Source organism: Paenibacillus sp. (assembly GCF_031177825.1).
In the GTDB taxonomy this organism is placed as follows: domain Bacteria; phylum Bacillota; class Bacilli; order Paenibacillales; family YIM-B00363; genus Paenibacillus_AE.
Map to the genome: position 1 here is coordinate 83,973 of NZ_JAPSKE010000013.1, position 24,532 is coordinate 108,504.

General features: G+C 61.3%; 18 protein-coding genes. 5 read left to right on the plus strand and 13 right to left on the minus strand.

Annotated features, from left to right (window positions below):
• The first annotated feature begins 10 nt into the window (after positions 1–10).
• Together RIN49_RS16190 and RIN49_RS16195 are read left to right on the plus strand one after the other, a co-directional pair.
• Positions 11–1,261 carry an FAD-dependent oxidoreductase gene (locus RIN49_RS16190; RefSeq protein WP_309121207.1) on the plus strand — a complete coding sequence of 417 codons (1,251 nt, stop codon included), beginning with the start codon at positions 11–13 and terminating at the stop codon, positions 1,259–1,261.
• 437 nt (positions 1,262–1,698) lie between these two features.
• Positions 1,699–2,718, plus strand: coding sequence for a Gfo/Idh/MocA family protein (locus RIN49_RS16195; protein ID WP_309121208.1), 1,020 nt, complete (start codon positions 1,699–1,701; stop codon positions 2,716–2,718).
• 63 nt (positions 2,719–2,781) lie between these two features.
• On the opposite strand, the gene RIN49_RS16200 is transcribed toward RIN49_RS16195, so the two are convergent.
• The 3 genes from RIN49_RS16200 to RIN49_RS16210 form a co-directional block, all read right to left on the minus strand.
• Entirely contained in the window at positions 2,782–3,255 is a 474-nt protein-coding gene (locus RIN49_RS16200; RefSeq protein WP_375295259.1) for an ArsI/CadI family heavy metal resistance metalloenzyme, read from the minus strand.
• A 67-nt stretch (positions 3,256–3,322) separates the two neighbouring features.
• On the minus strand, positions 3,323–3,781 hold the full coding sequence (locus tag RIN49_RS16205) for a MarR family winged helix-turn-helix transcriptional regulator (RefSeq protein ID WP_309121210.1): 459 nt from the start codon (positions 3,779–3,781) through the stop codon (positions 3,323–3,325).
• A 118-nt stretch (positions 3,782–3,899) separates the two neighbouring features.
• Positions 3,900–5,264, minus strand: coding sequence for an MATE family efflux transporter (locus RIN49_RS16210; RefSeq protein WP_309121211.1), 1,365 nt, complete (start codon positions 5,262–5,264; stop codon positions 3,900–3,902).
• 153 nt (positions 5,265–5,417) lie between these two features.
• Here RIN49_RS16210 and RIN49_RS16215 point away from each other — a divergent pair, with 153 nt between their 5' ends.
• A complete protein-coding gene (locus RIN49_RS16215; RefSeq protein WP_309121212.1) occupies positions 5,418–6,281 on the plus strand; it encodes a helix-turn-helix transcriptional regulator in 864 nt (287 codons plus the stop codon).
• Here RIN49_RS16215 and RIN49_RS16220 read toward each other — a convergent pair.
• The 4 genes from RIN49_RS16220 to RIN49_RS16235 all read right to left on the minus strand — a co-directional run bounded on the left by RIN49_RS16220 (position 6,275) and on the right by RIN49_RS16235 (position 12,133).
• Positions 6,275–8,365: an alpha-galactosidase gene (locus tag RIN49_RS16220; RefSeq protein ID WP_309121213.1), complete on the minus strand. Its 2,091-nt coding sequence runs from the start codon at positions 8,363–8,365 to the stop codon at positions 6,275–6,277. The genes RIN49_RS16215 and RIN49_RS16220 overlap by 7 nt on opposite strands.
• Positions 8,366–8,440: 75 nt before the next feature.
• Positions 8,441–10,096, minus strand: coding sequence for an ABC transporter substrate-binding protein (locus tag RIN49_RS16225; protein WP_309121214.1), 1,656 nt, complete (start codon positions 10,094–10,096; stop codon positions 8,441–8,443).
• A gap of 141 nt (positions 10,097–10,237) precedes the next feature.
• On the minus strand, positions 10,238–11,125 hold the full coding sequence (locus RIN49_RS16230; RefSeq protein WP_309121215.1) for a carbohydrate ABC transporter permease: 888 nt from the start codon (positions 11,123–11,125) through the stop codon (positions 10,238–10,240).
• 24 nt (positions 11,126–11,149) lie between these two features.
• Entirely contained in the window at positions 11,150–12,133 is a 984-nt protein-coding gene (locus tag RIN49_RS16235; RefSeq protein ID WP_309121216.1) for an ABC transporter permease, read from the minus strand.
• Between the two features lie 187 nt (positions 12,134–12,320).
• On the opposite strand from RIN49_RS16235, the gene RIN49_RS16240 reads away from it, so the two are divergent.
• The gene (locus tag RIN49_RS16240) at positions 12,321–13,862 is read left to right on the plus strand and encodes a response regulator (RefSeq protein WP_309121217.1); all 1,542 of its coding nucleotides are present in this window, start codon (positions 12,321–12,323) and stop codon (positions 13,860–13,862) included.
• 22 nt (positions 13,863–13,884) lie between these two features.
• On the plus strand, positions 13,885–15,645 hold the full coding sequence (locus tag RIN49_RS16245) for a sensor histidine kinase (protein ID WP_309121218.1): 1,761 nt from the start codon (positions 13,885–13,887) through the stop codon (positions 15,643–15,645).
• Between the two features lie 66 nt (positions 15,646–15,711).
• Here RIN49_RS16245 and RIN49_RS16250 read toward each other — a convergent pair whose 3' ends face one another.
• The 6 genes from RIN49_RS16250 to RIN49_RS16275 all read right to left on the minus strand — a co-directional run bounded on the left by RIN49_RS16250 (position 15,712) and on the right by RIN49_RS16275 (position 24,458).
• Positions 15,712–18,735, minus strand: coding sequence for a carbohydrate-binding protein (locus RIN49_RS16250; protein WP_309121219.1), 3,024 nt, complete (start codon positions 18,733–18,735; stop codon positions 15,712–15,714).
• Between the two features lie 173 nt (positions 18,736–18,908).
• Positions 18,909–20,966, minus strand: a complete 2,058-nt coding sequence (locus RIN49_RS16255; RefSeq protein WP_309121220.1) for an alpha-glucuronidase family glycosyl hydrolase — start codon at positions 20,964–20,966, stop codon at positions 18,909–18,911.
• Positions 20,967–20,998: 32 nt separating this feature from the next.
• Positions 20,999–21,808, minus strand: coding sequence for a Nif3-like dinuclear metal center hexameric protein (locus tag RIN49_RS16260; RefSeq protein WP_309121221.1), 810 nt, complete (start codon positions 21,806–21,808; stop codon positions 20,999–21,001).
• A gap of 13 nt (positions 21,809–21,821) precedes the next feature.
• Entirely contained in the window at positions 21,822–22,670 is an 849-nt protein-coding gene (locus RIN49_RS16265; RefSeq protein WP_309121222.1) for an SDR family oxidoreductase, read from the minus strand.
• Complete coding sequence (uxuA, locus tag RIN49_RS16270) at positions 22,654–23,748, minus strand: mannonate dehydratase (RefSeq protein ID WP_309121223.1); 1,095 nt, start codon at positions 23,746–23,748, stop codon at positions 22,654–22,656. Before uxuA ends, RIN49_RS16265 begins: the two co-directional genes overlap by 17 nt.
• A gap of 17 nt (positions 23,749–23,765) precedes the next feature.
• Positions 23,766–24,458: a GntR family transcriptional regulator gene (locus RIN49_RS16275; RefSeq protein ID WP_309121224.1), complete on the minus strand. Its 693-nt coding sequence runs from the start codon at positions 24,456–24,458 to the stop codon at positions 23,766–23,768.
• Positions 24,459–24,532 lie beyond the last annotated feature (74 nt).

Sequence of the window (24,532 nt, forward strand, 5' to 3'; positions counted from 1 at the left end):
GAGAATGGATATGTCGAATCGAGAAGTCACGTTAAATACAACCGTACCTGTGTACGATACGGCGGAGGTCGTCGTCATCGGCGGCGGGCCGGCCGGCACCGCGGCGGCCGTAAGCGCCGCTAGGAACGGCCGGAAAACCATACTTTTGGAGCATTCCGCTCAATTGGGCGGCATGGGAACGCTCGGAAACGTAAGCGTCTTTATGGGCATCGGCAATGTGACGGGCATCTACCGGGAGTTCATCGCGGAGTTTCTTCCCGAGGCGCTGCCGGATACGCACCATGTGTCCATCTGGCCGCAATATTCGCCCTTCGAACTGCGCCACTATTTGAACGGTAAGCTGGAAAAGGAAGGCGTCGACGTCTACTACCACACGAGCGTCGTCGCCGCGATCAAGCAGGGCGACCGCGTCACGGGCGTCGTCGCCAATACGCGGGAAGGCCTCAAGGCGTTCGAAGGCGCCGTCTTCATCGATTGCACGGGCGATTCGCGCGTAGCGGCCGAAGCCGGCGTGCCGCTGCGTTCGGGGCGCGACGAGGACGGTCTGACGCAGCCGATGACCCTCATGTTCATGATGCAGGATACGGGGAAGCCGGCGCGCCAGTACTTGCCGGAGGACGGCTACCGCTACGAGGACGTATCGGAGCTGCCGCAGGGCCGACGCTTGTATTGGGAGAAGACCGGGGACGGCACGCTGCTCGTCAATATGACGCGCGTGCGGGGGAACGGAGCGAAGATTCGAGACGTCAACTTCGCGGAGAAGGAATCGCTGCGGCAGGCGTTCTCCGTCGCGAACTACCTGCAGCGCAACGGTTTCGAAAATTATATTTTGTCCCATGTCGCCGGACAGGTCGGCGTTCGGGAAACGAACCAAATCGTCGGGCTGTATACGCTGACGGAGGAGGACGTGACGGGCGGACGCCGATTCGACGACGTCGTGGCGCAGACGAATTACGAAATCGACATCCACAACCCGACGGGGGGAGCCAGTACGGACGAACGCCATGTGAGCGGCTACGACATCCCCTACCGCTGCATGGTCCCGGTCGGCGTCGAAGGGCTGATCGTCGCCGGGCGCTGCATTTCCGCCACGCACGTCGCCATGTCGTCGATGCGCGTGCAGGCGACGTGCTACGCCCTCGGCCAAGCGGCGGGCAACGCCGCTTCGCTGGCCGTCGAAACCGGCTCCTCGGTCGCCGGCATCTCCATCCCGGCGCTGCACGAACGGCTGTCCGCGCAAGGCGTGGAGTTTCAGAAATAATAATGCGAGGCTTACCGAGCCTAGTGGACGACCGCGGGGCGTTCTGCTCCAAGAAGGCCACTCGTGGAAACCCTCGACCGCCTTCTTCCGGCTGCGCGAATTCGCGCTTATCTCGGCGCTTTTGGCGGAATTTTCCGGCTATAAGCGCAAAACTGAGCTTATCTCGTGCTTTAGGCGGACTTTTCCGCCTAAAGCGCACTTCTGCGCTTATCTAGGCGCTTTAGGCGGAAAATACCGGCTAAACGCGCGAATCCGCTCCATTCCCAGCCCCCCGCGATCTTACATCCGCCAACCTCCCGCCCACAATATAGCCAGATAGTTCATCTCCTAAGGAAATCGTTAATTTTCTTCCGGCCGGTTTTCGTGTACGATGCAAACGATTGGCTTTTTTCGCATTGGCACATATGCAAAAACGATGAAGTAGGAGGCATTCTATAATGAGCAAAATCAAAGTCGCCGTATTCGGCTGCGGCGCGATCGCGCAGCGCCGACACATTCCCGAGTACGCCTCCAATCCCGACGCGGAATTGGTCGCGTTCGCCGACCCGGTTCTCGAGCGCGCGCAGAAGATGGCCGAGCAGTACGGGGGCAAAGCGTACGCCAGCTACGAAGAGCTGCTGAAGAACGAGAAGGTCGACGCCGTCAGCGTATGTACGCCGAACGCCCTCCATGCGCCGATGTCCATCGCGGCCGCGAACGCGGGAGCGCATGTATTGGTCGAGAAGCCGATGGCGACGACGCTGGAGGAAGCGCAGCAGATGATCGACGCCGCTCGCAGCAACAACGTCTACCTGATGGTCGGCCACAATCAGCGACTCATGCCTCCGCACGCGAAGGCGAAGGAGCTGCTCGACTCCGGCAAGCTCGGCAAGGTGTTGACGTTCCGCACCGCCTTCGGCCACCCGGGACCGGAAGGGTGGAGCGTAGACGGCCGCGGCAGCTGGTTTTTCCGGAAGGAAGAAGCGGCGATGGGCGCCATGGGCGACCTCGGCGTGCATAAATCCGACTTTATCCGATACCTTCTGAACGACGAAGTGGCGGAAGTGGCCGGCTTCGTCGGCACGATCCATAAAGAGGGCACGGACGTCGACGATAACGCGACGTGCCTCCTCCGCATGAAGAGCGGCGCGATCGGCACCTTGACGGCAAGCTGGACGCAATACAGAGGCGGCGACAACAGCACCGTGCTCTGGTGCGAGAACGGCGTCATGAAAATCGGAACCGTGAACGGCGACGAGGTGATCGTGGAGCTTCGCGACGGCAGCGTGGAGACGTATGTCGTCGGCGCCATGGCCACGAACGAGAAGCAAGTGCCGAGCGGCGTCATCGACGCGTTCGTCCGCTCGATCGCGACGCAGACGCCTCCGAGCATCTCCGGCGAGGAAGGCAAGAAGTCGTTGGCCGTCATTCTGGCCGCGTTCGAATCGCAGGCGACGGGCCGGATCGTAAAGCTGTAATCGCAGGAAGAGCAACCGAAAAAACAAGGGGTCCGCATTCGCGCGGGCCCCTTGTTTTTGGATTCAGCAGCATGAGGTCGCCGCTGGTGGATCCTGTTCCACGACCGGCTTGGCAGAGGCTGTGGCGCAGCATACCGCAGGCATCGCTCGCTCTTCCGCCGCCTCGAATTCGCTGTCTCTATGGGTGTAGAACACTTCCCATGCGTTACCCTCGGGATCGGTCACCCAGATCTTGTCTTGGACGGCGTAACAGCAGGTCGTGTCCATCTCGTCGAAAGAAACCAGCCCCGCTTGCCGGAGCCGCTCCTTCGCCGCCAGCACGTCCTCGGTGCGGCCGACTTGAAATCCAAGGTGGTTCAGTGCGCCTTTGCCGTCGAAAGGCCGAACGTTCAGCGAGAAATGAAGCGCGGGCTCGTCGAGCTCGAATTTCGCGTAATTCTCTTTGACTTTCGTTGGTTCGGCATCGAACAATTTCTTGTAGAACGCGAGGGACGACTCCAGATTTCGTACATTGATCGCGACGTGCATTTTCATCAGACAACACTCCTTCATATATTCAATAATTGATTGTTGCAACTATTGGGTAAAAAGCGACTCCTCTCGTCTAGAGAGGAGGTTTGCAGCAATGCGGGCTTTGCCCCATCGCATCGCTAAGCAGCTGGAGGCTTTCCAGGACCTGCCCCTTCTTGTCGTCGGGAATGTAGGAGAAGACGTCCTGAATGTACGTCTCCATCGTTCCCGCGATGCGGGCGCACTGCTCTTCCCCGGTTTCGGTCAGGGACAGGAGCACGTACCTGCGGTCCTTCGGGTCCGGCAGGCGGCTGAGGAACCCGCCCTCCACCAGCTGCTGCACTTGGCGGCTCAACGTGCTCGTATCCAACGCCAACATCTCGGAGAGATCGTTCAGCGAAATATTCGGCCGCTTCGCCAGCTCGTATAGGATGTGGCTCTGTACGACCGATACGCCGCAGCACGACGCGCCGTCTTTCTGAAGCAGCCCGAAGCGCCGGAACGTTCGCTGCAGCAATTCCCTCGCATCGATATATTGCGGTAATGTTTTCATGTCGATCACCTAATGTATTTATAACATATAACAATTGATGTTTGCAACTATTTAATTTCGCATCTGATTCTGACAACAAAGCGGAGCCCCTTGCGCAAGGAGCTCCGTTCGTTATCCGTTACAGCGGGACCGCCGCTTCGAGCCGCGCCGGCACCGGCTGCGCCGCCCCCTTGTTCAGGTACTTCTTGCCCCTCCACCGATAGAAAGACATCGCGCCCCGCACATATTCGTCCGCGATCATGCAGCAATAAATCCCTATTAACCCCCAGCCCATCTCGAGGCCCAGCCAATACGAACAGCCCGTCGCGATGACCGACATGGAACCGAGAGACGCGAGCATCGTGAACCGCGTATCGCCGACGGCGTTCAGCGCGTTGCCGAGCGCCATGTTCAGCATCTTGCCCGGCTGCAGCACCAAGTTCAGCGTCAGCAGCGAGACGCCCATCGCGACGATCTGTCCGTCCTTCGTAAACAGCCCGAGCGCCGGACGGCCGAATAGATAGAGCAGGATGCTGCTGGCCGCGACGAACGCGAGACCGACCCACAGCGCCCGGTACGCCGCCGCGTACGCGTCCCGGATTTTCCCTGCGCCGAACAAGTGGGCGATCTGAATTTGCGCGGCGGCCGCGATGGCCCCGCCCAGCATGAAGCAGAACGATTCCAGCGTGTTCATATACGTGCGGGCGGCAAGCTCCTTGTCGCCGAGATCGGCGAGGAACGCGTAAATCGCCAGCTGAGAGAACACCCAACAAGACATGTTGACGCCTAGCGGCCAACCGATTTTCAAGATCTGACGAAACAGGCTGAGTTTGAAAATGCCGAAGTCCCGCAGTCGAACCGTCCGCTCGAAAGCGAACACGAACATGTACAGCAGCAGGACCGCCGCGAACAGCTTCGACAAGTTTCCGGATACCGTCACGCCGAACAGTCCCCATGTCGGCATGCCGAACGCGCCGTAGATAAAGCCGTAATTCAGAACGATGTGAACGACGTTCATCCCGATCCCGATGAACATCGGTCCCTTCGTATTGCCGGTATTCCGAATGACGGTGCCGAGCACGGCGATGAGACCGGTGAGAACCATGCCGGCGCCGATGTTGGAGACGTAGACGTTCCACAGCGGCAGCAGCTCGTTCGAGACGTTCAGCATGCCGGCGATCGGAGCGGAGTAGAAATACAACGCTAGGCTGATCGCGGCGCTGATCAACGTGCAAGCCGTGACGGCCATGATCGCGATCGTGCGCGCCTCCTCCTCCCGCTTCATGCCGATTCGCTGCGCGACGAGAATGCCGGCGCCGGTGGCGATCGTCATAAACAACGTATTCAGGGCGTTAAACAGCTGGTTCGAAAATCCGACGACGGCGACGGCCCCGTCGGAGATGTGGCTGACCATGACCGTATCGACGGTGCCGAGCAGCGTCTGCAGGAACAGCTCGAGAAAAATCGGCCAAGACAGCGCCCATAGTGAAAATTTGGAATTCACAAATTAAACCTCCGGACTGACAAGTTGTTTCCTGATTCGGACGAAAGATTTCGCCTTTTCCTTAACAGATTATAGATGGTATACTTCCGTCAGTGGTTCAATTATTCAACGAAAACTTTCACATATGAAACCTTTCGGGAAGGAAACGCTTCCATGACCATGCTTGTTTTCACGGTGCCCCCGCTGCTGCAATACATCGCTTGCGGGCATTCGATCTTCGCTCCCGGAGAGCGACATATGAGCCGCCGAAACCTTCGCGTATTCGACTTGCTGTTCGTCCAGAAGGGTTGTTTATACATTGGGGAGGAGGAGCGGCGGTATGAGGTAGAGCCGGGGTGCGCGCTCGTGCTGCGGCCGGACTGCTTCCATTACGGCCTGGAAGACTGCCGGGAGCGGACGGAGTATTATTGGCTTCATTTCCAGACGTCCGGCCCTTGGGCGGCTGCGGACGACGATGCGGGAGAGCTTCATCCCGACAACGACGCGGACGAATTATTCGACGTACGAAGCTTTCCGGTGACCTTGCCGCAGTTCGTCCGCTTGGCGAAGCCCGCCAAAGCCGACGAACTGCTCGGTCAGTTGAATGAGCTTCATCCGAACGCGCATCTGAGCGCGGCCCGGTTGAAGCAGCAGTTGTTGTTCCAGGAGCTCGTGCAGCTGCTCGCCGCCTCCCAGGATTCGCGTCGGAACTCGCCGGGAAGGGCGTGCGCCGAACGGGCGGCCGCCGTCCTTCGCGGCCGCTTCCGCGAAGACATTACCGTTCGCGAGCTTGGGAAGCTTCTCAGCTTTCACCCCGTCTATATCGCCCGGTGCATGCAGCGGGAATACGGCTGTACGCCGAAGGAGTATTTGCTCCGCTACCGGATCGAACGGAGCAAGCTGCTGCTCATGCAGACGGATTGGACGATCTCCCGCATCGCGGAAGAGGTCGGCTTTCGGCAGGCGCCTTACTTCAGCACCTGCTTTTCGCGGCTAGAGAGCATGACGCCCCGCGAATACCGTCAGTTATTTCAGTGATTCCGGATGCGAAGCAGCTTGGCTTCCGCCGGCTCGAGCTCGACAAGCAGGCGACGCGCGCCCGCTTCGACGACTTGCTCCGCGCCCGACCATACGTCGGCGACCGATAGCGCCCCGGTCTCGGAGATGCCGAGCTCCTCGAGGGAGAGCTCCTTCCGGATCCCCGCGTTCGGGTCGTAGTTGAACGCGGCGACCCAATGCCCCTCGTCCGTCCGCAGCGTAAATACGTCCGCGGCTTTGCTTCCGCTCGGCCGCCCCGCCGGGCGGAACGTTCGCCCGAGCCGCGCCAGCTTCATGACGTCCGGATGCGTCATCCATTCGCGCGCCCGACGGGCTGCCTCTTCCTGCCGGTAATCGTCGCCCAGCAGCAGCGAGGTGCCCGCGATCACGGAGGCGGTAAGGCGGCTTCTGCCTTCCTGCTCCGTCGTCTCCCGCTGATTCTCGCTCTTATACAGCACCGTATGGTCCGGGTCGTTAAAGCGATACAGGGCGTCGTTGATCCACCATCCGTGGGATACCGCGTTCAACATATATTCCGTGTCGCCGATCAAGCCGAACGCGTCGCAGGAGACGCGGCGGCTGTGCGCATAGCCGTGCGGGAAGAGCGGCGCGATGGACAGGTTGATCAAGAACGGCCTGCCGATCTTCTCCGGCGCCAGCGCGTCGCGGATCGTCCGCATCCCGAGATGGTACGCTTGCACGCCGGTCCGAATCTCGGGGTTGTGATGCCGCCCTTCCATGGCGCCGTGCGACAAGAAATCCGCCTTCACGTATTCGAAGCCCCGCTCCACGAAATTCCGAAGCTCATTGCGGATGCGCTCCAGCGCGACCGGATGGCTGAGGTCGATCGCATGCGCGCCGTCGAGCGTCGGCAACAGCCGGCTCGCGTCGTCCTTCAGCAAAATATCGCGGTAAACGTACTGCCCTTCGAAGCCCTCGACCGGCCGCTCGGGATCCTTGCCCCAATACGCGAACGGGGAAAAGTAAATGCCCGGCTTCTGCCCGTTCGCCTTCACCCGTCTTACCGCCTCCTCCAGCTCCCCGGCCGGCAGATGGTTCCAGAAGGCGTCGAAGTTAACGTACACGACGCCGTCGTCGCCGTGGAAGCCGCCGCCCTGCAGCTCGTTCCGAAAGAAATCGGACGTGTGCACGTAGACGTCCAGATCGAGCTTCGACATGACGGCCGACCAGCTGTTCCAGCCGAACGGCACGCCGCCGTCCCACGGGAGCGCCGGGACCAGCGCCGCATTCGCGAGTCCGAACGCCTCCATGCCCGTCCGATAATCGTCATACGCTCCGACGAAGACGAGCGGGGACACGTTGACGAGTCCCTTGGCGGTGCCGTGAGGCAGCGTGTCCCGCGTATGCAGTCCCGATACGCCGCCGAACGCCCGAAGCCGCGCAAGCTCGCCGGCGAACGTGCCTTCCGCCTGGATGCCCGTCTTCCAGAAGTCGTGCCGGACGGAGCCGAGGACGACGCCGCGGCGGCTGTCCGCGCCGTAGATCGCCGTCGCTTCGTAGCTCTCCACCGAGCCGGGAATCGGGTACGAGCCGTATCGCACCCACTTATCGTTGTCGTAGGGCACGAACAGAACGCGCAGCTCCTCCCGGCTTGACGCCTCGCCGCCGCCGAGCGACAAGATCGAACCGTCGTTCCGCAGCGCGGCGATCGGCGCCATCTCGCCGGTCTCCCATACGGCCTCGCAGGCCGCTTCGAGCTCGACGAGGCAGTACGGCAGCCCGTCGTACAACCGGAATCGCTGCCGGAGTACGGGAAGAGCGTCCCCGTCGATGCGTTCCGCCGGCGTATGCTCTACCGTCCACGCGATCCCTCGGCCGATGGCGTCATCGATGTCCCCGATCGAAGCTTCGTCGACGCGGTGCGCGCCGTAGTGCGTCGTACGCGCGATGCCGGACGGGATCGCGCATTCGCTGAACACCCCCTCAAGGGCGGCGCCGCTCCGCCAGCGCATCGCCAGCGTGCCGTCCGCCAGATCGGAAACGACGGCGATTTGTCCGTTGTCGACCGTAAATCGAGCGGACTCCCTTACGACTTGAATGCTCCCTGCCTTGACTCGAACCATGGCCATATCCCTCCCGAAAATGGGGAAAAGCCAGTGCGCGACCGGCTTTTCCTAATGGTTATCCCCGAATTGCGGTTAGTTCCAGAGCGTCTCGCGCTCCTTGAAGTTGGCGTCGATAATGTCCTCGACCTTCTCGTCGCCGGCGGCCTTCATGTCTGCAAGCATCTTGTCGAAGATCCGGTTCGATTCCTCGGCCGAGCTCGCCATGATCGCCTTCGTGACGGCTTGCGTCTTAATGTCGTTCACCTTCTGCTCGATCAACGCATCCGGCGTGCCGCCCTTCGGCCCTAGCCCGTCGTACGGCGCGGTGTCGAAGACGGAGTCGGACAAGTTCTTGAGCGCCATCTGATCGAGCGGCGTACGCTCGTAACGGGCGGGCAGATCGTACGGCGTACCGTCGGAGCCCGGTCCGTTCTTGATGAACCACGTCCACTTGCGAATGCCCGTCTGCTTGGCGTAGTTCGCCCAGTCGTCCTTGAAGCCTTGCAGCACTTCGGGACGCGGCGTATGCTTGCCGTCCTTCATATCCCAGTGGACGCCTTCGACGCCCCACATCAGCAGGTATTGCCCTTCCTCGCTCGCGAGGAAGTCGATGAACTTCATCGTGCGAACCGGATCCTTGTTCGTCTTCGAGATCGCGATCGCGTCCCAACCGAGCGAGCTGCGCGAGCCGTACGTCGTCTGTCCCGGATCCACGTTCGGCGCGACGACTTTATAAGGAAACAGCTGCGCCTCTTCCCCGATGTCCTTCTTCAGAATGTTGTTGGCGTCGCCCGGATCCCAGTACGCGCCCGTCGTCGCGAGCACGGCGCCGCTCGAGAGCTTCTGCAGCCACGCTTGCTTCTTATTGATCGCCCAATCCTTATCGATCAGGCCCGAGCGGTACAAGTCGTTCATGTAGAGAACCATCTCGCGGTATTTCGGATCTTTGACGTCGAATCGGATATGGCCCTCGCTATCCTCGTAATACGGCTTCAGGCCGAACATGCCCTTGAACGTCCCCGTCACCGCGCCCATATTTTCGCCGTCCATCGTCAGCGGAATCGTCGGTTTGCCGTCGATGTCCGGATACTTGGCCTTGAAGTCCGTCAGCAGCTGCTTGAACTCTTCGGCCGCGAACGGGACGCCGCCTTCCGCCTTGTCCGGAGCGAGCTCCTTCAGCAGATCCTTGCGGATGTTGAAGCCGAATACCGGCTCGTGTTCGAGGCCGTACCAGTTCGATAAATAATAGTTCTTGCCGTCGGTGTGGCGCGTCTTGTTGAGCGTATCTCCGTACATCTGCTGTACGTTCGGACCGTGCTCGGCGATCAAGTCGTCCAACGGCACGATCGCGCCGGCGGATATATATTTGTTCACAAGGTCGCTGCTGCGGCTCATCAGGATAATGTCCGGCAAGTCGTCGCTCGCGAGCATCAAGTTCAGCTTCTCCGCGGGGTTGCCCGTCGGCTGCTGGATTTCGATCGTCACGCCGGTCCGCTTCGTAATTTCCTGCGCCACCGGATTCGTGAACGCGTCGCCCGTGTTCTGGTCGAAGAACGTGAGCGTAATCGGCTCCAGGCTATCCGCCGCCGACGCTTCGCCGGAGGCTTCCCCCGCCGGCTTGGCGTCGGCGTCGCCCGACGCCCCGCCGCTTCCGGCGGTTCCGCCGGTTCCGGCGTTCGAGCAGCCCGCGACCAGCGCGAGACTGAGCGCGAATGCGGCGAAAGTGTGCAGCTTGTTCGTGTGTGCCATGGTCTTGTATCCCCCTTAGTAAGTATCATAAGAATCATCTTAAGAATCGTCTACGCTTACGTACGCTTTTCGAATCGGCAAGGCCCGCGAGTACCGCCGGCGACGCCACACCCCCTTTCAAGCTTATCGGCGGCCGCCGTCTTAGCTCTTGACCGCGCCGAGCGTCATCCCCTTGACGAAATACCGCTGCAGGAACGGATACACCATGATAATCGGGAGCGTAGCGACCATCGTGGCGGCCATTCGAATCGTATCGGGCGACACCGCCGCGCGCTTGGACGACTCGGCCAACTGCTGCGCTTCGTTCATCATCGAGCCCGTCTGGTATTGATTCAGAATTTTCACCAAAACGGCTTGCAGCGTCTTCAGTTCGGTCTTATATGTGAACACGTATGAGTCGAACCATGCATTCCAGTGCGAGATCGCGGTGAACAGCCCGATCGTGGCGAGCACCGGCAGCGAGAGCGGAAGAATGATCCGGAAGAAAATGTGCAAGTAATTCGCCCCGTCGATCTTGGCCGATTCGTCCAGCTCCTGCGGAATGCCTTGAATGAACGTGCGCACGATAATCATGTAAAACACGTTCATCATGCCCGGCAAGATAAAGACCATGAAGTGGTCGATCAGACCGAGACTTTTCAACACCATGTAATAAGGAATCAATCCGCCCGAGAAATACATCGTGAAAATGAAGTAGAGCGTAATCGGCCGGCTCCCGATCAGCTCCCGCTTGCTTACGGCGTAAGCCAGCATGCTGATGACGAGCACCGCCAGCGGCGTGCCGACCAGCGTGCGGGCGAGCGTCACCTTGAGGCCGTTCAAAATTTCGCCGTCGTTCAAGATTTGCCGGTAGCTCTCGAAGCTCAGCTCCCTCGGCCATAAATACAGCCCGCCTCGAATCGTGTCCTCCGCGCTGTTCAGCGAAATAATGAAGATGTTCCAGAACGGATAGAACGTGACGACGAAGACGAAGGCAATGAAGAGATACACCATCGACATGAATAGGAAATCGTTCTTGCGGCTGATCATGCGGCTTCCTCCCGTCCTTTTGCGTCAGAATAACGTGTCTTCCTTCATGCGCTTCGCCAGGGCGTTCACGGAGACGATCAAGACGAAGGCGACCACGGATTTAAACAACCCGACCGCGGCTCCGTACGAGAACATCCCGTTTTGCAGCCCGTATTTGTACGTGTACGTATCGATGACCTCGGCATAGTTCAGAATCGTATTGTTCTGAAGCAGGAACTGCTGGTCGAAGCCGGCGTTCAGAATGCCGCCCACCGCCAGGATGGCGAGAATGACGATCGTCGGACGCAAGGACGGCAGCGTAATGTGCAGCATCTGACGGAAGCGGCTCGCACCGTCCACCTTCGCGCCTTCGTACAGCTCCGGGTTGATCGCCGCGATCGCCGCCAAATACAGAATGGCGTTGAAGCCCATATCCTTCCACGTGTTGGACAAGGCGATGATCCACCAGAACATCGGTCCGTTCATCATGAACGCGATCGGCTCTTGGACGAGCCCGAGGCCCATCAGCACCTTGTTGACGACGCCGTCGCTCGCGAGCACGGTAATGACGATGTTGGCCGCGATGACCCAGGAGATGAAGTGCGGCATGTACGAGACCGTCTGGAACGCTTTCTTGAACCAGCTCCTCCCCATCTCGTTGATCATGAGCGCGAGGAGAATCGGCATCGGGAAGCCGAACAGCAGCGAGAGGAAGCTCTGCGCCAGCGTATTGCGCATGATCATGTAGAAGTCGCCGTTCACGAAGAAGTATTCGAACCAGTCGAATCCGACGAACTCGCTCCTCGCCAGCTGGGCGAAGAACGAACCGCCCGTCGGCGCGTAATTGATGAAGGCGATGTAGAGCCCGAACATCGGCGCGTACGAAAATAACAGCGTAACGATGAACGCGGGCAGCATCAGCAGATAGAGCAGCCGCTGCTCCTTGATCTTGGCCCATCGGTCCAGGGGGCGCTTGCGCGCGATCGCCGCCTCATGCGCGGAGGCGACTTGCTTCGTTCGAATGCTCATGTTAGGTACCTCCCGCGTCGTTGGACTTTGCTTCCCCATTATATCGGCCTCGGCTTCCGCCCTTCTATACAAGCATCCTCAGATTCATGCCCGAAAATGACGCACTTTCCCCGCATCCATTGTTGAGATGCGGCATTGCGCTTAGAATAGAAGCAGTCGTTGCAGGTGAAGGAAAGGGGATTCCGCGATGTACTCCATACTGTTGGTAGACGACGAGAAGCTGGAGCTGGAGACGTTGGAGCGGTACGTCGACTGGAACGCGATGGACATCTCCGTCGCGGGGACGGCCGCGAACGGCAAGGAGGCGCTCCAAGCGCTCGAGTCGTGCCGTCCCGATATCGTGCTGACCGACGTCCGCATGCCGATCATGGACGGCTTGGAATTCGCGCGCCGCGCCAGGCAACTGCGGAAGCAAGTCAAGATCGTATTCCTTAGCGGACATAACGAGTTTCAATATATTAAAGCGGCGCTGAACGTCGAGGCGGCCGGGTATCTGCTGAAGCCGATCGATCTCGAGGAACTCGAGGCGCTGATGGAGCGCGTGAAGCGCAAGTGCGAGGAGGACCGTCTCGCGGCGCAGGGCGAGGATTGGGCGGCGGAGAAGCTGCTGCTGCAGATGATCCGCGAGTCGGATCCGGCGCGGCTCAAGGAGAGAGCCGAGCAGCTGGCGATGCTGGCGAGCGGCTTGTCGGCCGGCGCCGAGCTGCTGACCGCGGCCGTGACGATCGACGCCGACGGCGGTACGGCGCCTCCGCCCGAATGGCTGCGGACGCTGCAGACCGAGCTGCAGGCGTCCTTCGCCAGATCGATCGTCGCGGAGCTCGCGCCGGGCGCGTACGCCGTCGCGTCGCAGGCGAAGCCCGGCATGCGCCTCGAAGCCGACCGCGCCTATTGGGAGGCGCTTAGGCGGCGGCTCGAGCCGCTCGCGGGCGACGGAGCGGCGCTCACCATCGGGCTCGGCGCGGTCGGACGCGGCATCGAACGGCTCCCGGAGTCGTATCGAACGGCCAAGCTCGCCAACGAGTACAAGTTCTATCTGGAGCCCGGCCGCGTCATCGTACCGGAAGACTGCGGTCCGCTCGCGCCGCTCGAGGCGGACGTCGAAGCGTACGCCGCCGAGCTGGTCGGGGCGGTCCGCCGCGGCGAGACGCCCGCGGCGGCGCCGCTGTTCGCTCTGCTGAGGGATCGGCGGATTCGACGCAACGAGGCGGGGCACGCCGCGATTCGGCTGCTGACCGCCGTCGAGCATGAATTTTCCGCGTTACTCGCCGGCGGTGACCAGGAGCTGCTGTTCGCCGACCATTGGAAGGAGCTGTCCGCTCTTACGTCGCTCGGCCGAATCGAGACGTACGTGCTCCGCTACGCGGAACGGGTCGCCTCGCTCATCAAGGAGCGCGATGCCGACCGCAGCCGGCAGGTCGCGGACCGGATCGTCCGGCTCATCGGCGAACGGTACCACCTTCCGCTGACCGTGGACGACATCGCGAAGGAAATTTATTTGTCTCCGAACTACATTCGGACATTATTCAAGGAGAAGACGGGCGAGACGATTCACGAATATTTGACCCGCATCCGGATGGGGCGCGCGGCCGAGCTGCTCAAGGATAAGTCGCTGAAGGTGCACGAGGTGTCCCATGCGGTCGGCTACGAGAACGTCTCGTATTTCTGCTCCGTTTTTTATAAACATAAGGGAAGCACGCCGAACGAGTACCGGAAGGCGTACACTTGAACCTAGACCGGAGTGAATGCCCATGACGCCGATCTCGGCCGCGCGGCGCCTCGTCGCGAGCGCGGCCAACCTGAAGCTGCGCGGCAAGCTGTTCGTCGTCTTCCTGTTCGCGTCGATTTTGCCGTTGCTGTTCTTCGTCTACTATTCGCACGCGACGCTCCGCGACGAGCTGACGAACCAGCAGTATGCGAACACGGCGGCGACCATCTCGCAGATCAATTCCAACCTCGAGAGCAAGCTGGACGCCTACGGCAAAATTTCGACGACGCTGTACCTCGACGACACGCTGCGCGCGTACTTGTCGCAGGATTACTCGGGCGACACGAGCCGGTTCGTCGACGCGTACGGCTATTTCAACAATACGATCAACAACGTGCTGACGACGAATCCGGACATCCATGCGCTGACGCTCTACGTGACGAACCAGACGATCCCGCTCGATCATATTTACATCCGGCGGCTGGACGAAACCTTCATGCGATCGCCCGAATACGAGGCGGTGAAGAACACGTACGGCAATATCCGGTTTTTGTCCAAGCGGCCGCGGCCGGACGCTCCGGCGACGCTGACGCTGACCCGGCTGCTCAATTCCGACAGCCTCAACTTTCCGTACGGCGTTCTGACGATGGATATTTTGGAGTCGGACATTTACTCGCTGATGGCCAAGGAGTCGGACGACAAGTCGATCTTCGTCGTCGACCGGGGCGGCGCGATCTTATCCGCGAAGGATAAGAGCATGCTCGGCGCTCGGCTCGATTCGTTCGTGGAGGACGGCTTCCAAGACGGCCGGGAAGGCAAGTACGACGGCACTTACGACGGCGAAAAGGTGTTCGTCGTCTACCGCACGACGTCCTACGGCTGGAAGACGGTAGTGCTCATCCCGTACCGCAACTTCATCGAGAACGCGCACGACGCCACGCGCCGCATTCTGCTCTTCGCGATCGGGAGCATCCTGCTGGCGACCTTGCTCATCTACGTGACCGCGCGGCTCATCACGAAGCGGGTGGAGCTCTTGCTCCGCATGATCCGCAAGGTGGAGCGCGAAGAGTTCGACGTCCGCGTCGACGCGCTCGGACGCGACGAGATCGGGCAGCTCGGCATCGCGTTCCGGAGCATGGCGAACCGGCTGGACAACCTGATCACGGAAGTGTATAAGAAGGAGATCGACAAGAAGGAAGCGGAGATGAACGTGCTGCAAGCCCAAATCAATCCGCACTTCCTCTACAACACGTTGGCGTCGATCTCTTCCCTCGCGCTGCGCAACGCGGATCCCCGGATGAACCGGATGGTGTCCGATCTGGCGAAGTTTTACCGCATCTCGCTGAACAAGGGGAAGAACGTCATCTCCGTCAGCGAAGAGCTGACGTTGACGAAGTATTACGTCGCGATTCAACGAATCCGGTTCGAGGGATTGCTGCGGATGCATTACGATATCGACGAGAGCGTGCATCCGTTCCCGATTCCGAAGCTGACGCTGCAGCCGTTCGTGGAAAATTGCATCAACCACGCGATTTGGGACGACCGCCGCGGCATCAATATCATCATCCGGGCGCGCCGCGAGGGAGGGGATATCGCGCTGATGGTCATCGACGACGGAGCCGGCTTCCGCCAGACGACGAACGCCTCCGATGCCGACGCCTCGGAGACGGGTCGGGTCGCGTCCGGCTACGGCATCGCCAACGTCGACAAGCGCATGAAGCTGATGTACGGCCCCTCGTACGGCGTCACCTTGTTCAGCAGGCCCGGCATCGGAACGTCCGTGCGGATCCGCATTCCAGGGTAACGTACCGCTTTCGACGCAACAGGCCTGCCGACCGCATACGGGGTATGCGGCGGCAGGCCTCTTCGCTTATTCCTTCGTTTCGATGACGAGCAGCTTCGACTGTCCGCCCTTCAGATCGATCGTCAGCTTCCCGTCCGTTACAAGATGCTGTTCCTGCGTCCACAGATCGATCGCGATCGTCCCGCTTGCGGGAATGTCGGCCCGCGCCAGCTCGATCGTCTTCGTCGCGGGATCGTTCGAGTAGTTGAATACGGCGATGGAATGCCGCTTCTTCTTCGACAGCGCGAACGCGTCGGCGGCCGCCGTTCCGGTATCCCCCTCGATCGGACGGAACGCTTCGCCCTCGAGCGCCACCTCGTTCACGCGCTCGTTCGTCAGCAGTTCTCTCATGTACTGCTGCGCGACGGGGTCGGCTACGTCGTCGGAGCCGAGGAACACCGTGCCCGAGATCGCCGCCGCGTTCACTCGAGACTGCGCGGCCTCGAAGGAGCCCCCTTTGGCGAGCGTCATATAGTCGGGATCCGTGTACGTATAGATCGTGCCGTTCTGCCACCAGCCGTACGTCAGGTTGTTCAGCTGGTACTCCGTCTTGGCGAGCGTCCCGTCGACGTCGCAGGAGATGCGTCTCGCGTGCGCGTATTGGCTCGGGAACAACGGCGCGATCGACGCGCTGATGAACATGCGCCCGTCGAGCGCCTCGTTGATGTGCGCCATCCCTTGGTTGTACGCTTCGATTCCCGTCTCCACGTTCGGGTCGTAATGCGCCCCTTCGAAGGAGCCGTGGCTGAGGAAGTCGATCTTGATGTATTCGAAGCCGTAGTCGAGGAATCGCTTGAAGTAATAGTCGATTCGCTGCTTCGCGCCCGGATGCGTCGGATCGACGGCGTAGGCGCCGTCCACCTTGGGCAGCGGGTTGCCGTCCGGATCGCGCAAAATAATATCCCCGTACGTATACTGTCCGTCCGTCCCTTCGACCGGCTGCTCCATATTGTCGCCCCAATAGACGAACGGGCCGTAGTAGATGCCAGCCTTCTGGCCGTTGTTCCGAATGACGGAGACGACGTCCTTCAGCTGCCGATCGGTCAGATTATCCCAATACGAATCCAAGTTAATGTAGACGTTGCCCTTGTTGGAGAAGCCTTCCTCCTGAAGGTTGTTCTTGTAAAAGTCCGACACGGCGACCACCTTGTCGTAGCTGAGCTTGCTGTCGTACGCGCCCCAGCTGTTCCAGCCGACCGGCACGCCCTTCGGCACGCCGCGCTCGAACTTCAATGGCGCGGCCACCGCCGCGTTCGCCCGCCCGTACGATTCGAGTCCGTCGCGGTAGTCGTCGTAGAAGCCGACGAACATCTGCGGCGACGTCACCGTCGTCCCCGACACTTCGCCGTGCGGCAGCGAATCGTGCGTGGACGCCTGCGACGCGAAGCCGCCGTACACCTTCAGTTTGTCGAGACGGTCGTTCGAGCCGCTCCAAGCGATACCCGTTTTCCAAAGGTCGTGCGTGACCGATCCGACGACGAGACCGTCGCGGCTCTCGTTGTCGTAGACGGCCGTTACTTCCGAGCTGATATAGTTGTTCGTATTCAGGCTCGTATTGATCGTGCGCGCCTGGTATCGGGACCACATATCGTTGTCGAACGGCGTAACCAGCACCCGATTGTCGCCGTACGCCCCGATATCGACCCCGCCCTTGGCGTTCAGGACGATCGGAGCCATCTCGTTCGTGCGCAGCTCGGCTGCGCCGGCGACCGACTGGCTCGCGAGGAAGTACGGCAGACCGTCGTAGATTTGATAAATTTGCTTCATGACGGGAAAGCCCTCTTGCCGGTTCTCGATCGCGAAACGGATGCCCTTGCCGTGTCCGTCCTTGATCCGCTCCACGTCGCTCAACGAGAACGCGTGCTCCTCGTAATCGCGGCTCTCCAGCAGCCCGTCCAGACGCACGGTGCTGAACACGCCTTTCGCGACCGTTCTCCCGTTCCACGCGTACGCCGCCAATCCGGACTCCGTATTGTACAAAATCCTATAGACGCCGTTCGTCGCCTGCAGGCCGCGCTCATAGGTTTCTACCACAATGGTGCCGAACGTCGCCGATTCCAGCTTCGCCCCCATCTCGCCGATGCCATCGACGGCTCCCGGATCTTCGCCCGGCGCTTCGACGGCGACGACCTCCAGCTTGTCGATGTCGGGCGACCATCCGCCGTTATCGTCCAACGTCACGACGTTCGCGCCCGCCCGCAGCTCCGCTTCGATCGAGAACGTTCCTACCGTATCCCAATCCGCCGTCGCCGGCGGCGTGTACGTCTCTTCCGCGCCTTCGTTCACCGTCACCGCGATCGGACGCGGATCGCCGGAAATGTAGGACAGCTTCAACAGGTAGACGCCGTCCGTCGGCGCGGCGACGCCGTTGAAGCGCAAGGAGGAGCCTCCCCATAGATCTCCGACCTTGCTGCCGCCCGAGCAGCCGCTCGACGCTTTGCACGCGCGGACGCCGGCATTCCCGGTTAACGTATTGACGGGATCCTCCGCTTCGTAGACATCGCCGGACGGCTCGCCCGGCGGCTCCTCGCCGGGATCCGTACCCGGCTCCCGGCTCCATTCCAGATCGATTCGATCGATATCCGGCGCGTAGCCTCCCCCGTCGTCGAACAGAATGCTATTCGCGCCCTGCGCCAGCTCGATCTCGAGCTCGTACGATCCGAGGGTGCTCCAGCTCCCTGTGGACGGCAGATCGAACCGGTCGCCCGGCGCGCCGTTCGCGCCGATCGCGACCGACCGCGGATCGCCCGAAATATAACGCACGGTCATCGTATAAATTCCCGCTTCCGGTACGACGACATCCTGGAAGCGGAGGGTGGAGCCGCCCCACAGATTGCCGACGATCCGGCCTCCGGAGCATCCCGCGGCCGGATCGCAGTCGTTCACCGTCGCTTTGCCGGTCAATGCGTTCGCCTCCGCCTCCGCTTCGAACGTCAACGCGACCGATTCGTCCTCCGCGACGGCGGCCGGCGCGCGCGCCGTCAGCTGCAGCAAGAGGACGGCGGCGAGCAGCCCGTGCAGCCACCTGTTCCTAAAAATAGCTCTTATCATAGTCTCCTCCTTAAGGGATAGTCTGGCATTGCGCCTGCCCTCCTCAAGTGTATAAGTCGGAAGGAGCTCCCTTCTATCCAAGAAAGTTACGATTCGTACCCCAAAGCTTCGGACTTCCGGCAGAAAACGACGAAAGCCCGCGCCATCCCGGCACGAGCCCCGCAAATGCTTGATTAATAGATTTTCCGACCGCGCGCGTCCGGAATCCCCGACTTCCTGTAGAAGTACGTGTTAATCTGATCCCGCCACTCCTTGGCGTGCTCCGCCTGATGAACGAATCGTTCGCGCGCCTCCCGGAACGTCGCTTCCGGGACGGCGCCTTGCAGCGTATCCCACTGCGCGAGCAGCTCGGCCGCGCGGTCCGCTCCTTCGAAATGCGTATCGTAAATATGCTGAATGACCGTCTTGCCCGACGCAAGCGGATGCGTATACGGCACATGATGGAAAAATAAGAGCAGCTCGTCGGGACACTCCGTCAGCGATTCGTATCGGTCGGATTGCGGCGAGCGGTACTGGCTCGTATACCCCGAGCCGGAAGCGACCGTGCGATCCACGCCGATCCCCCGGCAATCCGCGAAATGATACGTTCCCCACTTCGCGTATTCGTACCCGTCCACGTTCGGACCGTAATGGTGGTTCGGGTTCACCATCCATCCGACGCCGAGCGGCGCCGTGTAAGATTCGTAAATGTTCCAGGACTGGAGCAGCATGTCGAGAACGACCTCCATCACCCGCGGGTCGCCGCCGAAGGTCATGCGGATCCATTCGCGCGCGATGTCGTCCGCCGCGGCGCGGGGACTCCAGGCCAGTCTGCCGAAGCCGTAGAGGTTCGCCTGCGCCAGCGGATGTCCGGTCCAATTCGGGTCGTCCCCGATATTGGACACGGCCGCCATCCCGCCGAGCGGCCGATCGAACAGCGCCCCGCTCGCCGCCTCGCTTGCGAGGGAGCCTTCGCCCCGAGCGTACGTGTCGAAGTCGAGCGCTTCCTTCCATTGCGGGACGAGGTAACATAAGTGCCGCTGCTGCCCGGTATACTCCTGCGTAATTTGCAGCTCCATCAGTTGATTCGTGTTCGTCATGCCGCCGATTAGCGGCGATACCGGCTCGCGGACTTGGAAATCCATCGGTCCGTTCTTGATCTGCAGCACGACGTTGTCCCGGAACCGACCGTCCAACGGCTTGAAGTGATCGTAGGCGGCGCGGGCTCGGTCCGTCTTTCGGTCTCGCCAATCCTGCAGGCAGTTATAGACGAAGCAGCGCCAGACGACGATCCCGCCGTGCGGCGCGAGCGCGTCGGCCAGCATGTTCGCTCCGTCCGCATGATTCCTGCCGTAGGTGAACGGCCCCGGCCGGAATTCCGAATCCGCCTTGACCACGAAGCCGCCGAAATCCGGAACGTACCGGTAGATCGTCTCGGCTCGGTCCGCCCACCAATTCGCGACCTCCGAATCGAGCGGATCCGCGGTGGCAAGACCCCCGAGCTCGATGGGCGCGGCATAATTGACGCTCAGGAACAGCCGAACGCCGTACGATCGGAAGACGTCCGCGACGCGCGCCGCGTCCGGGAGGAAGTCTTCCGCTATCAGCCGCGTCTCCGTCTTGTGCACGTTCACGTTATTGATCGAGACGGCGTTAAGGCCGACGGACGCAAGCAGCCGCGCATAGTCCCGGATCCGGGACAAGTCTTCGATGAACCGACCGTCTCGGAAGAAGATCGATCGACCCGCGTACCCGCGCTCGACGCTTCCGTCCATATTGTCCCAATGGTTGATCATCCGCAGCCGATTCGCGGGGCCGTCGGTCACGTCCAAGCGTTCGATCGACGCTCCGGTCCGGAGCAGCTTCAGGAAGCGGAACGCCGCATACAACACGCCTCGCTCCGTATTCGCGGCCAGCACGATCGGACCGCCGACCGATCGACGAATCACGTAGCCTTCCTCGCCGAGCCGACCGCCGTCCGCCCCTAGGCTCTTCGCATCGAGCCGGGGATCGCTGCCGAGCGTCCCCGCCACGATCGAAGCGTCCTCGGCGGACGCCGACGCCGGCGCCGTCCCGAGCAACGCGCGCAGTCCGTCGGTCAGCTCTCGCCGCGCGGCATCCAGCACCGCCGAAGCGTCCGTCATGGCGATGGAGGCGCAAGCGCGCAAATACGACTGCCGCAGCGGGTCGTCTTCGACCGCGCGGTATCGGAGCCAGCAAGCATACGCTTCCTCATACGTTTGGTCTTGCATGCAAGATCGTCCTCCCGGGAACCTATGATTTGCTACAACAGTTGAAGCGTCTGCCGGCCGGAGGCGAAGCGAACCGGCACGTCGGGGCAAGCCGCTTGCAGCCGCGCCGCCAGCCGCCGCATGCCCGGCTCCTCGCTCGCCGCGTGACCGATAAGGAGGAACGCCTTCTTCCTGCCTTGATGCAGCGCGTCGCTTACGTACTCCGGCGTCTCCCATTCGGGCCCTTCGCCGGCGACGACGGCGTCGACCTCGCGGAGCAGAGGGATCGCCGCGGCGCCGCCGCCCCGGTATCCGACCGTCACGCCGATCCGGGCGCAAGGGGCGTCCGGGTCGCCGGCGACGCGGACATAGGGGAGGCTAAGCTTTTCCTTCAGCAACGCCGCAAGCGAACGAAGTTCGAAGGGCGGGAGCCGGACGATGCTGGCTTCCGGTCGAATGTCCTCGACGCAGGACTCCCATCCGAGCGCCTCGACGAGACCCGCCGCGATCTCGTCCGGCCGGCGACGATGCATGCCGTCGTGATACCGGTACACGACGAGCCCCGCGCCGGCGATCCAAGCTTGCTTCGCCGACCATACGGGATCCTCGTCCCGCAGCAAAGACGCGTTGGAATGATGGCTGTAATCGATCCCTTCGTGCGTAATGACCAGATTGGCGCCAAGGGCGACGGCTTGCTCCAGCACGGCTTGCGAAGCCAGGAACGCGGTGACGACGCCCGTTACGATCGTATTCGGCGCCCCCGCCACGAAGCCGTCGACCGTCGCCCCGGATCCCGCCCCCGACGACGTCGGCGGCTGCACATACCTCTCGATGAACTGACCTGCCGTTACGGACCGGGACATATCGGCCGCCTCCCTACACGCCGGAATAGGCCATGAAGCCGCCGTCGATCGGGATCGTCACGCCGGTCACGAAGCCCGACTGCTCCGGATCGATCAGCCAGAGGAGGACGCCGAGCAAGTCTTCCGGCTTGCCGAAGCGCTTCATCGGCGTATGCGCAATGATCTTATGCGCCCGCTCGGTCAGGCCGCCGTCCGGCTCGGTGAGCAGATTCCGGTTTTGCTCCGTCAAGAAGAAGCCGGGCGCGATCGCGTTCACTCGAATGCCGACGTCCGCCAGGTGAACGGCCAGCCATTGCGTGAAGTTGTCGATTCCCGCTTTCGCCGCGCTGTAGGCGGGCACCTTGGTCATCGGACTCGGCGCGCTCATGGAAGACATATTGATCACCGTACAGCCTTCCCGTCCGAGCATCCGTCTCGCGAACGTCTGCGTAGCGATCAGGGTGCCGAGAATATTTAAGTTGAACACGAAGCTGAATCCTTCCGGACTCAGATCGAAAAAGCTCCGCATCCCCGCTCGCCCCAAGTCCTCGAGCTTCAGCGTTTCCTTCGTCGTCGTTCCATCCGGATGGTTGCCGCCGGCCCCGTTAATCAAAATATCGCACGGCCCGAACGTCCGGAACACTTCTTCCTCCGCCGCGGCTACGCTGGAGGCGTCCAACACGTCGCAGGCGATCGCCACCGCCTCCCCGCCCGCGGCCCGAATCCGTTCCGCGACGGCGGCGCCGTTCTCCGCCTTGCGGTTCAGAACGGCCACCTTCGCGCCTTGCCGGCCCAGCTCGACGGCCATGGCGCCGCACAATACGCCGCTGCCGCCGGTGACGACCGCGACTTTGCCCTTCAAGCGCTCATTGATCTGCAGCATGGCAATGCCGCCTCCCTTCGTTCCGGCGTTCCAGAGCGTCCCAGAGACCCCAGAGATACATAATGCCCATGGCGCGGTCGTACAGCCCGTACCCGGGACGGCACTGCTCGCCCCATAGATGCCTGCCGTGATCCGGTCTCGCATATCCCGCGAAGCCGACGTCGTGATACGCCTGCACGATGCCGGCGATATCGACCGTTCCGTCGGACGTCCGATGCGACGTCTCGATGAAGTCGCCGTTCTCGTAGACGCGCACGTTCCGAATATGGGCGAACGGAATGCGATCCGCGAACTCGCGAATCATCGCCGGTATGTCGTTCGCCGGATCGGCGCCGAGCGACCCGCTGCACAGGGTGACCCCGTTCGCCGGACGGTCCACCAGCTTCAGCAGTCTCCGGATATTGGCCCGACCGGTTACGATACGCGGCAGACCGAAGACGGACCAAGGCGGGTCGTCCGGATGGACCGCCATGCGAATCCCGCTCCGTTCGGCAACCGGAACGACCTCTTCCAAGAAAAACTGCAAGTTGCTCCACAGCCGCTCTTCGGTAACGTCCCGGTAGGCGAGAAACAGCTCCGACAGCGCTTCCAACCGCTGCGGCTCCCAGCCGGGAATCGTGAACTTCGGATGGTTCGCGATCTTGCGCACCAGCTCCGGCGGATCCATGTTTTGCAACAAGCTCTTCTCGTAGAACAGCGCCGTGGAGCCGTCTTCCAGCTCCCGATACAGCTCGGTCCGGATCCAGTCGAAGACGGGCATGAAGTTGTAGCAAATCACCTTGACGCCGACGCGGCCCAGCTTCTCGACCGTCCTCTTGTAGTTTTCTATGTACCGATCCCGCGACGGCAAGCCGAGCTTGATCGACTCATGCACGTTGACGCTTTCCACGACGTCGATATGGAAGCCGTGGGCTTCCGCCTGGAGCCGAACGGCTTCGATCTTCTCCGTCGGCCATTCCTCCCCGACGGGCACGTCGTGCAGCGCCCAGACGATCCCTTCTACGCCGGGAATTTGCCGGATATGCGCCAACGGCACTTGGTCGTTGCCTTCGCCGAACCAACGAAACACCATTTTCATACCGTCATCCCGCCTTCTCATCGGGGCTTGAAGAAGCCCTCGAATTTTCGCACCAACGCCTCTTGGTCCTGAAGGATCAAGGTCACATGCTCCTTCATGATCCGCTCCGCCTCGTCGGGGTTTCTGCCGGAGATGGCCTCGACGATCGCTCGATGCTGCGCGACGATCGTGCTCCAATTAAACTCCGAAGCGAGACTCAGCATGCGAATCCGGCTCAGATGGGCGTTCATCGCGTTCACGATTTTCCACGTGCGCTCCTTGCCGCCGCCCGCGAATAACGTCTCGTGAAACTGGATATCCAGCCCGAACAGCTTGGCGTAATTTTTCTCCCCTACGAATTTCTCGAAGAGAAGGACGTTCATCTCCAGCTGCACGAGATGATCGGACGCGAACCGTTCGCAGGCCGCTCTCGCGACGGCGGGCTCGAGCTGCTCCCGAACGAAGCGAGCCTCCTCCACCTGGTCCAAGTCGATCAAGGAGACGTAGGTGCCGCGCTGCGGCAGCACCTCGAGCAGCTGTTCTTGGGAAAGACGCGCGAGCGCTTCCCGAATCGGGGTTCGGCTGATGCGCAGCTTGGCCGCGAGTTCGTTTTCCGAGAGGGGCTGCCCCGGTTTCAGCTTCAAGCGTATGATGTTGTCTCGCAGCATGTCGTACACATAGTCGCGGGCCGACTGCCGCGGGTCCGGCTTGCTCAGCTCGAGGTCGAGCATAGGAATACCTCCGATAGGTTGCTCTTCGTACCTGAGCACAGCATAACATGTTCTCCGCATACTTGTATACAAGT

Bases quoted from the DNA above. Each gene is read 5' to 3' on its own strand.
- RIN49_RS16190 (WP_309121207.1), top strand. From the start codon at position 11: ATGTCGAATCGAGAAGTCACGTTAAATACAACCGTACCTGTGTACGAT.
- RIN49_RS16195 (WP_309121208.1), top strand. From the start codon at position 1,699: ATGAGCAAAATCAAAGTCGCCGTATTCGGCTGCGGCGCGATCGCGCAG.
- RIN49_RS16205 (WP_309121210.1), bottom strand. From the start codon at position 3,781: ATGAAAACATTACCGCAATATATCGATGCGAGGGAATTGCTGCAGCGA.
- RIN49_RS16215 (WP_309121212.1), top strand. From the start codon at position 5,418: ATGACCATGCTTGTTTTCACGGTGCCCCCGCTGCTGCAATACATCGCT.
- RIN49_RS16220 (WP_309121213.1), bottom strand. From the start codon at position 8,365: ATGGTTCGAGTCAAGGCAGGGAGCATTCAAGTCGTAAGGGAGTCCGCT.
- RIN49_RS16225 (WP_309121214.1), bottom strand. From the start codon at position 10,096: ATGGCACACACGAACAAGCTGCACACTTTCGCCGCATTCGCGCTCAGT.
- RIN49_RS16230 (WP_309121215.1), bottom strand. From the start codon at position 11,125: ATGATCAGCCGCAAGAACGATTTCCTATTCATGTCGATGGTGTATCTC.
- RIN49_RS16235 (WP_309121216.1), bottom strand. From the start codon at position 12,133: ATGAGCATTCGAACGAAGCAAGTCGCCTCCGCGCATGAGGCGGCGATC.
- RIN49_RS16240 (WP_309121217.1), top strand. From the start codon at position 12,321: ATGTACTCCATACTGTTGGTAGACGACGAGAAGCTGGAGCTGGAGACG.
- RIN49_RS16245 (WP_309121218.1), top strand. From the start codon at position 13,885: ATGACGCCGATCTCGGCCGCGCGGCGCCTCGTCGCGAGCGCGGCCAAC.
- RIN49_RS16250 (WP_309121219.1), bottom strand. From the start codon at position 18,735: ATGATAAGAGCTATTTTTAGGAACAGGTGGCTGCACGGGCTGCTCGCC.
- RIN49_RS16255 (WP_309121220.1), bottom strand. From the start codon at position 20,966: ATGCAAGACCAAACGTATGAGGAAGCGTATGCTTGCTGGCTCCGATAC.
- RIN49_RS16260 (WP_309121221.1), bottom strand. From the start codon at position 21,808: ATGTCCCGGTCCGTAACGGCAGGTCAGTTCATCGAGAGGTATGTGCAG.
- RIN49_RS16265 (WP_309121222.1), bottom strand. From the start codon at position 22,670: ATGCTGCAGATCAATGAGCGCTTGAAGGGCAAAGTCGCGGTCGTCACC.
- uxuA (WP_309121223.1), bottom strand. From the start codon at position 23,748: ATGAAAATGGTGTTTCGTTGGTTCGGCGAAGGCAACGACCAAGTGCCG.
- RIN49_RS16275 (WP_309121224.1), bottom strand. From the start codon at position 24,458: ATGCTCGACCTCGAGCTGAGCAAGCCGGACCCGCGGCAGTCGGCCCGC.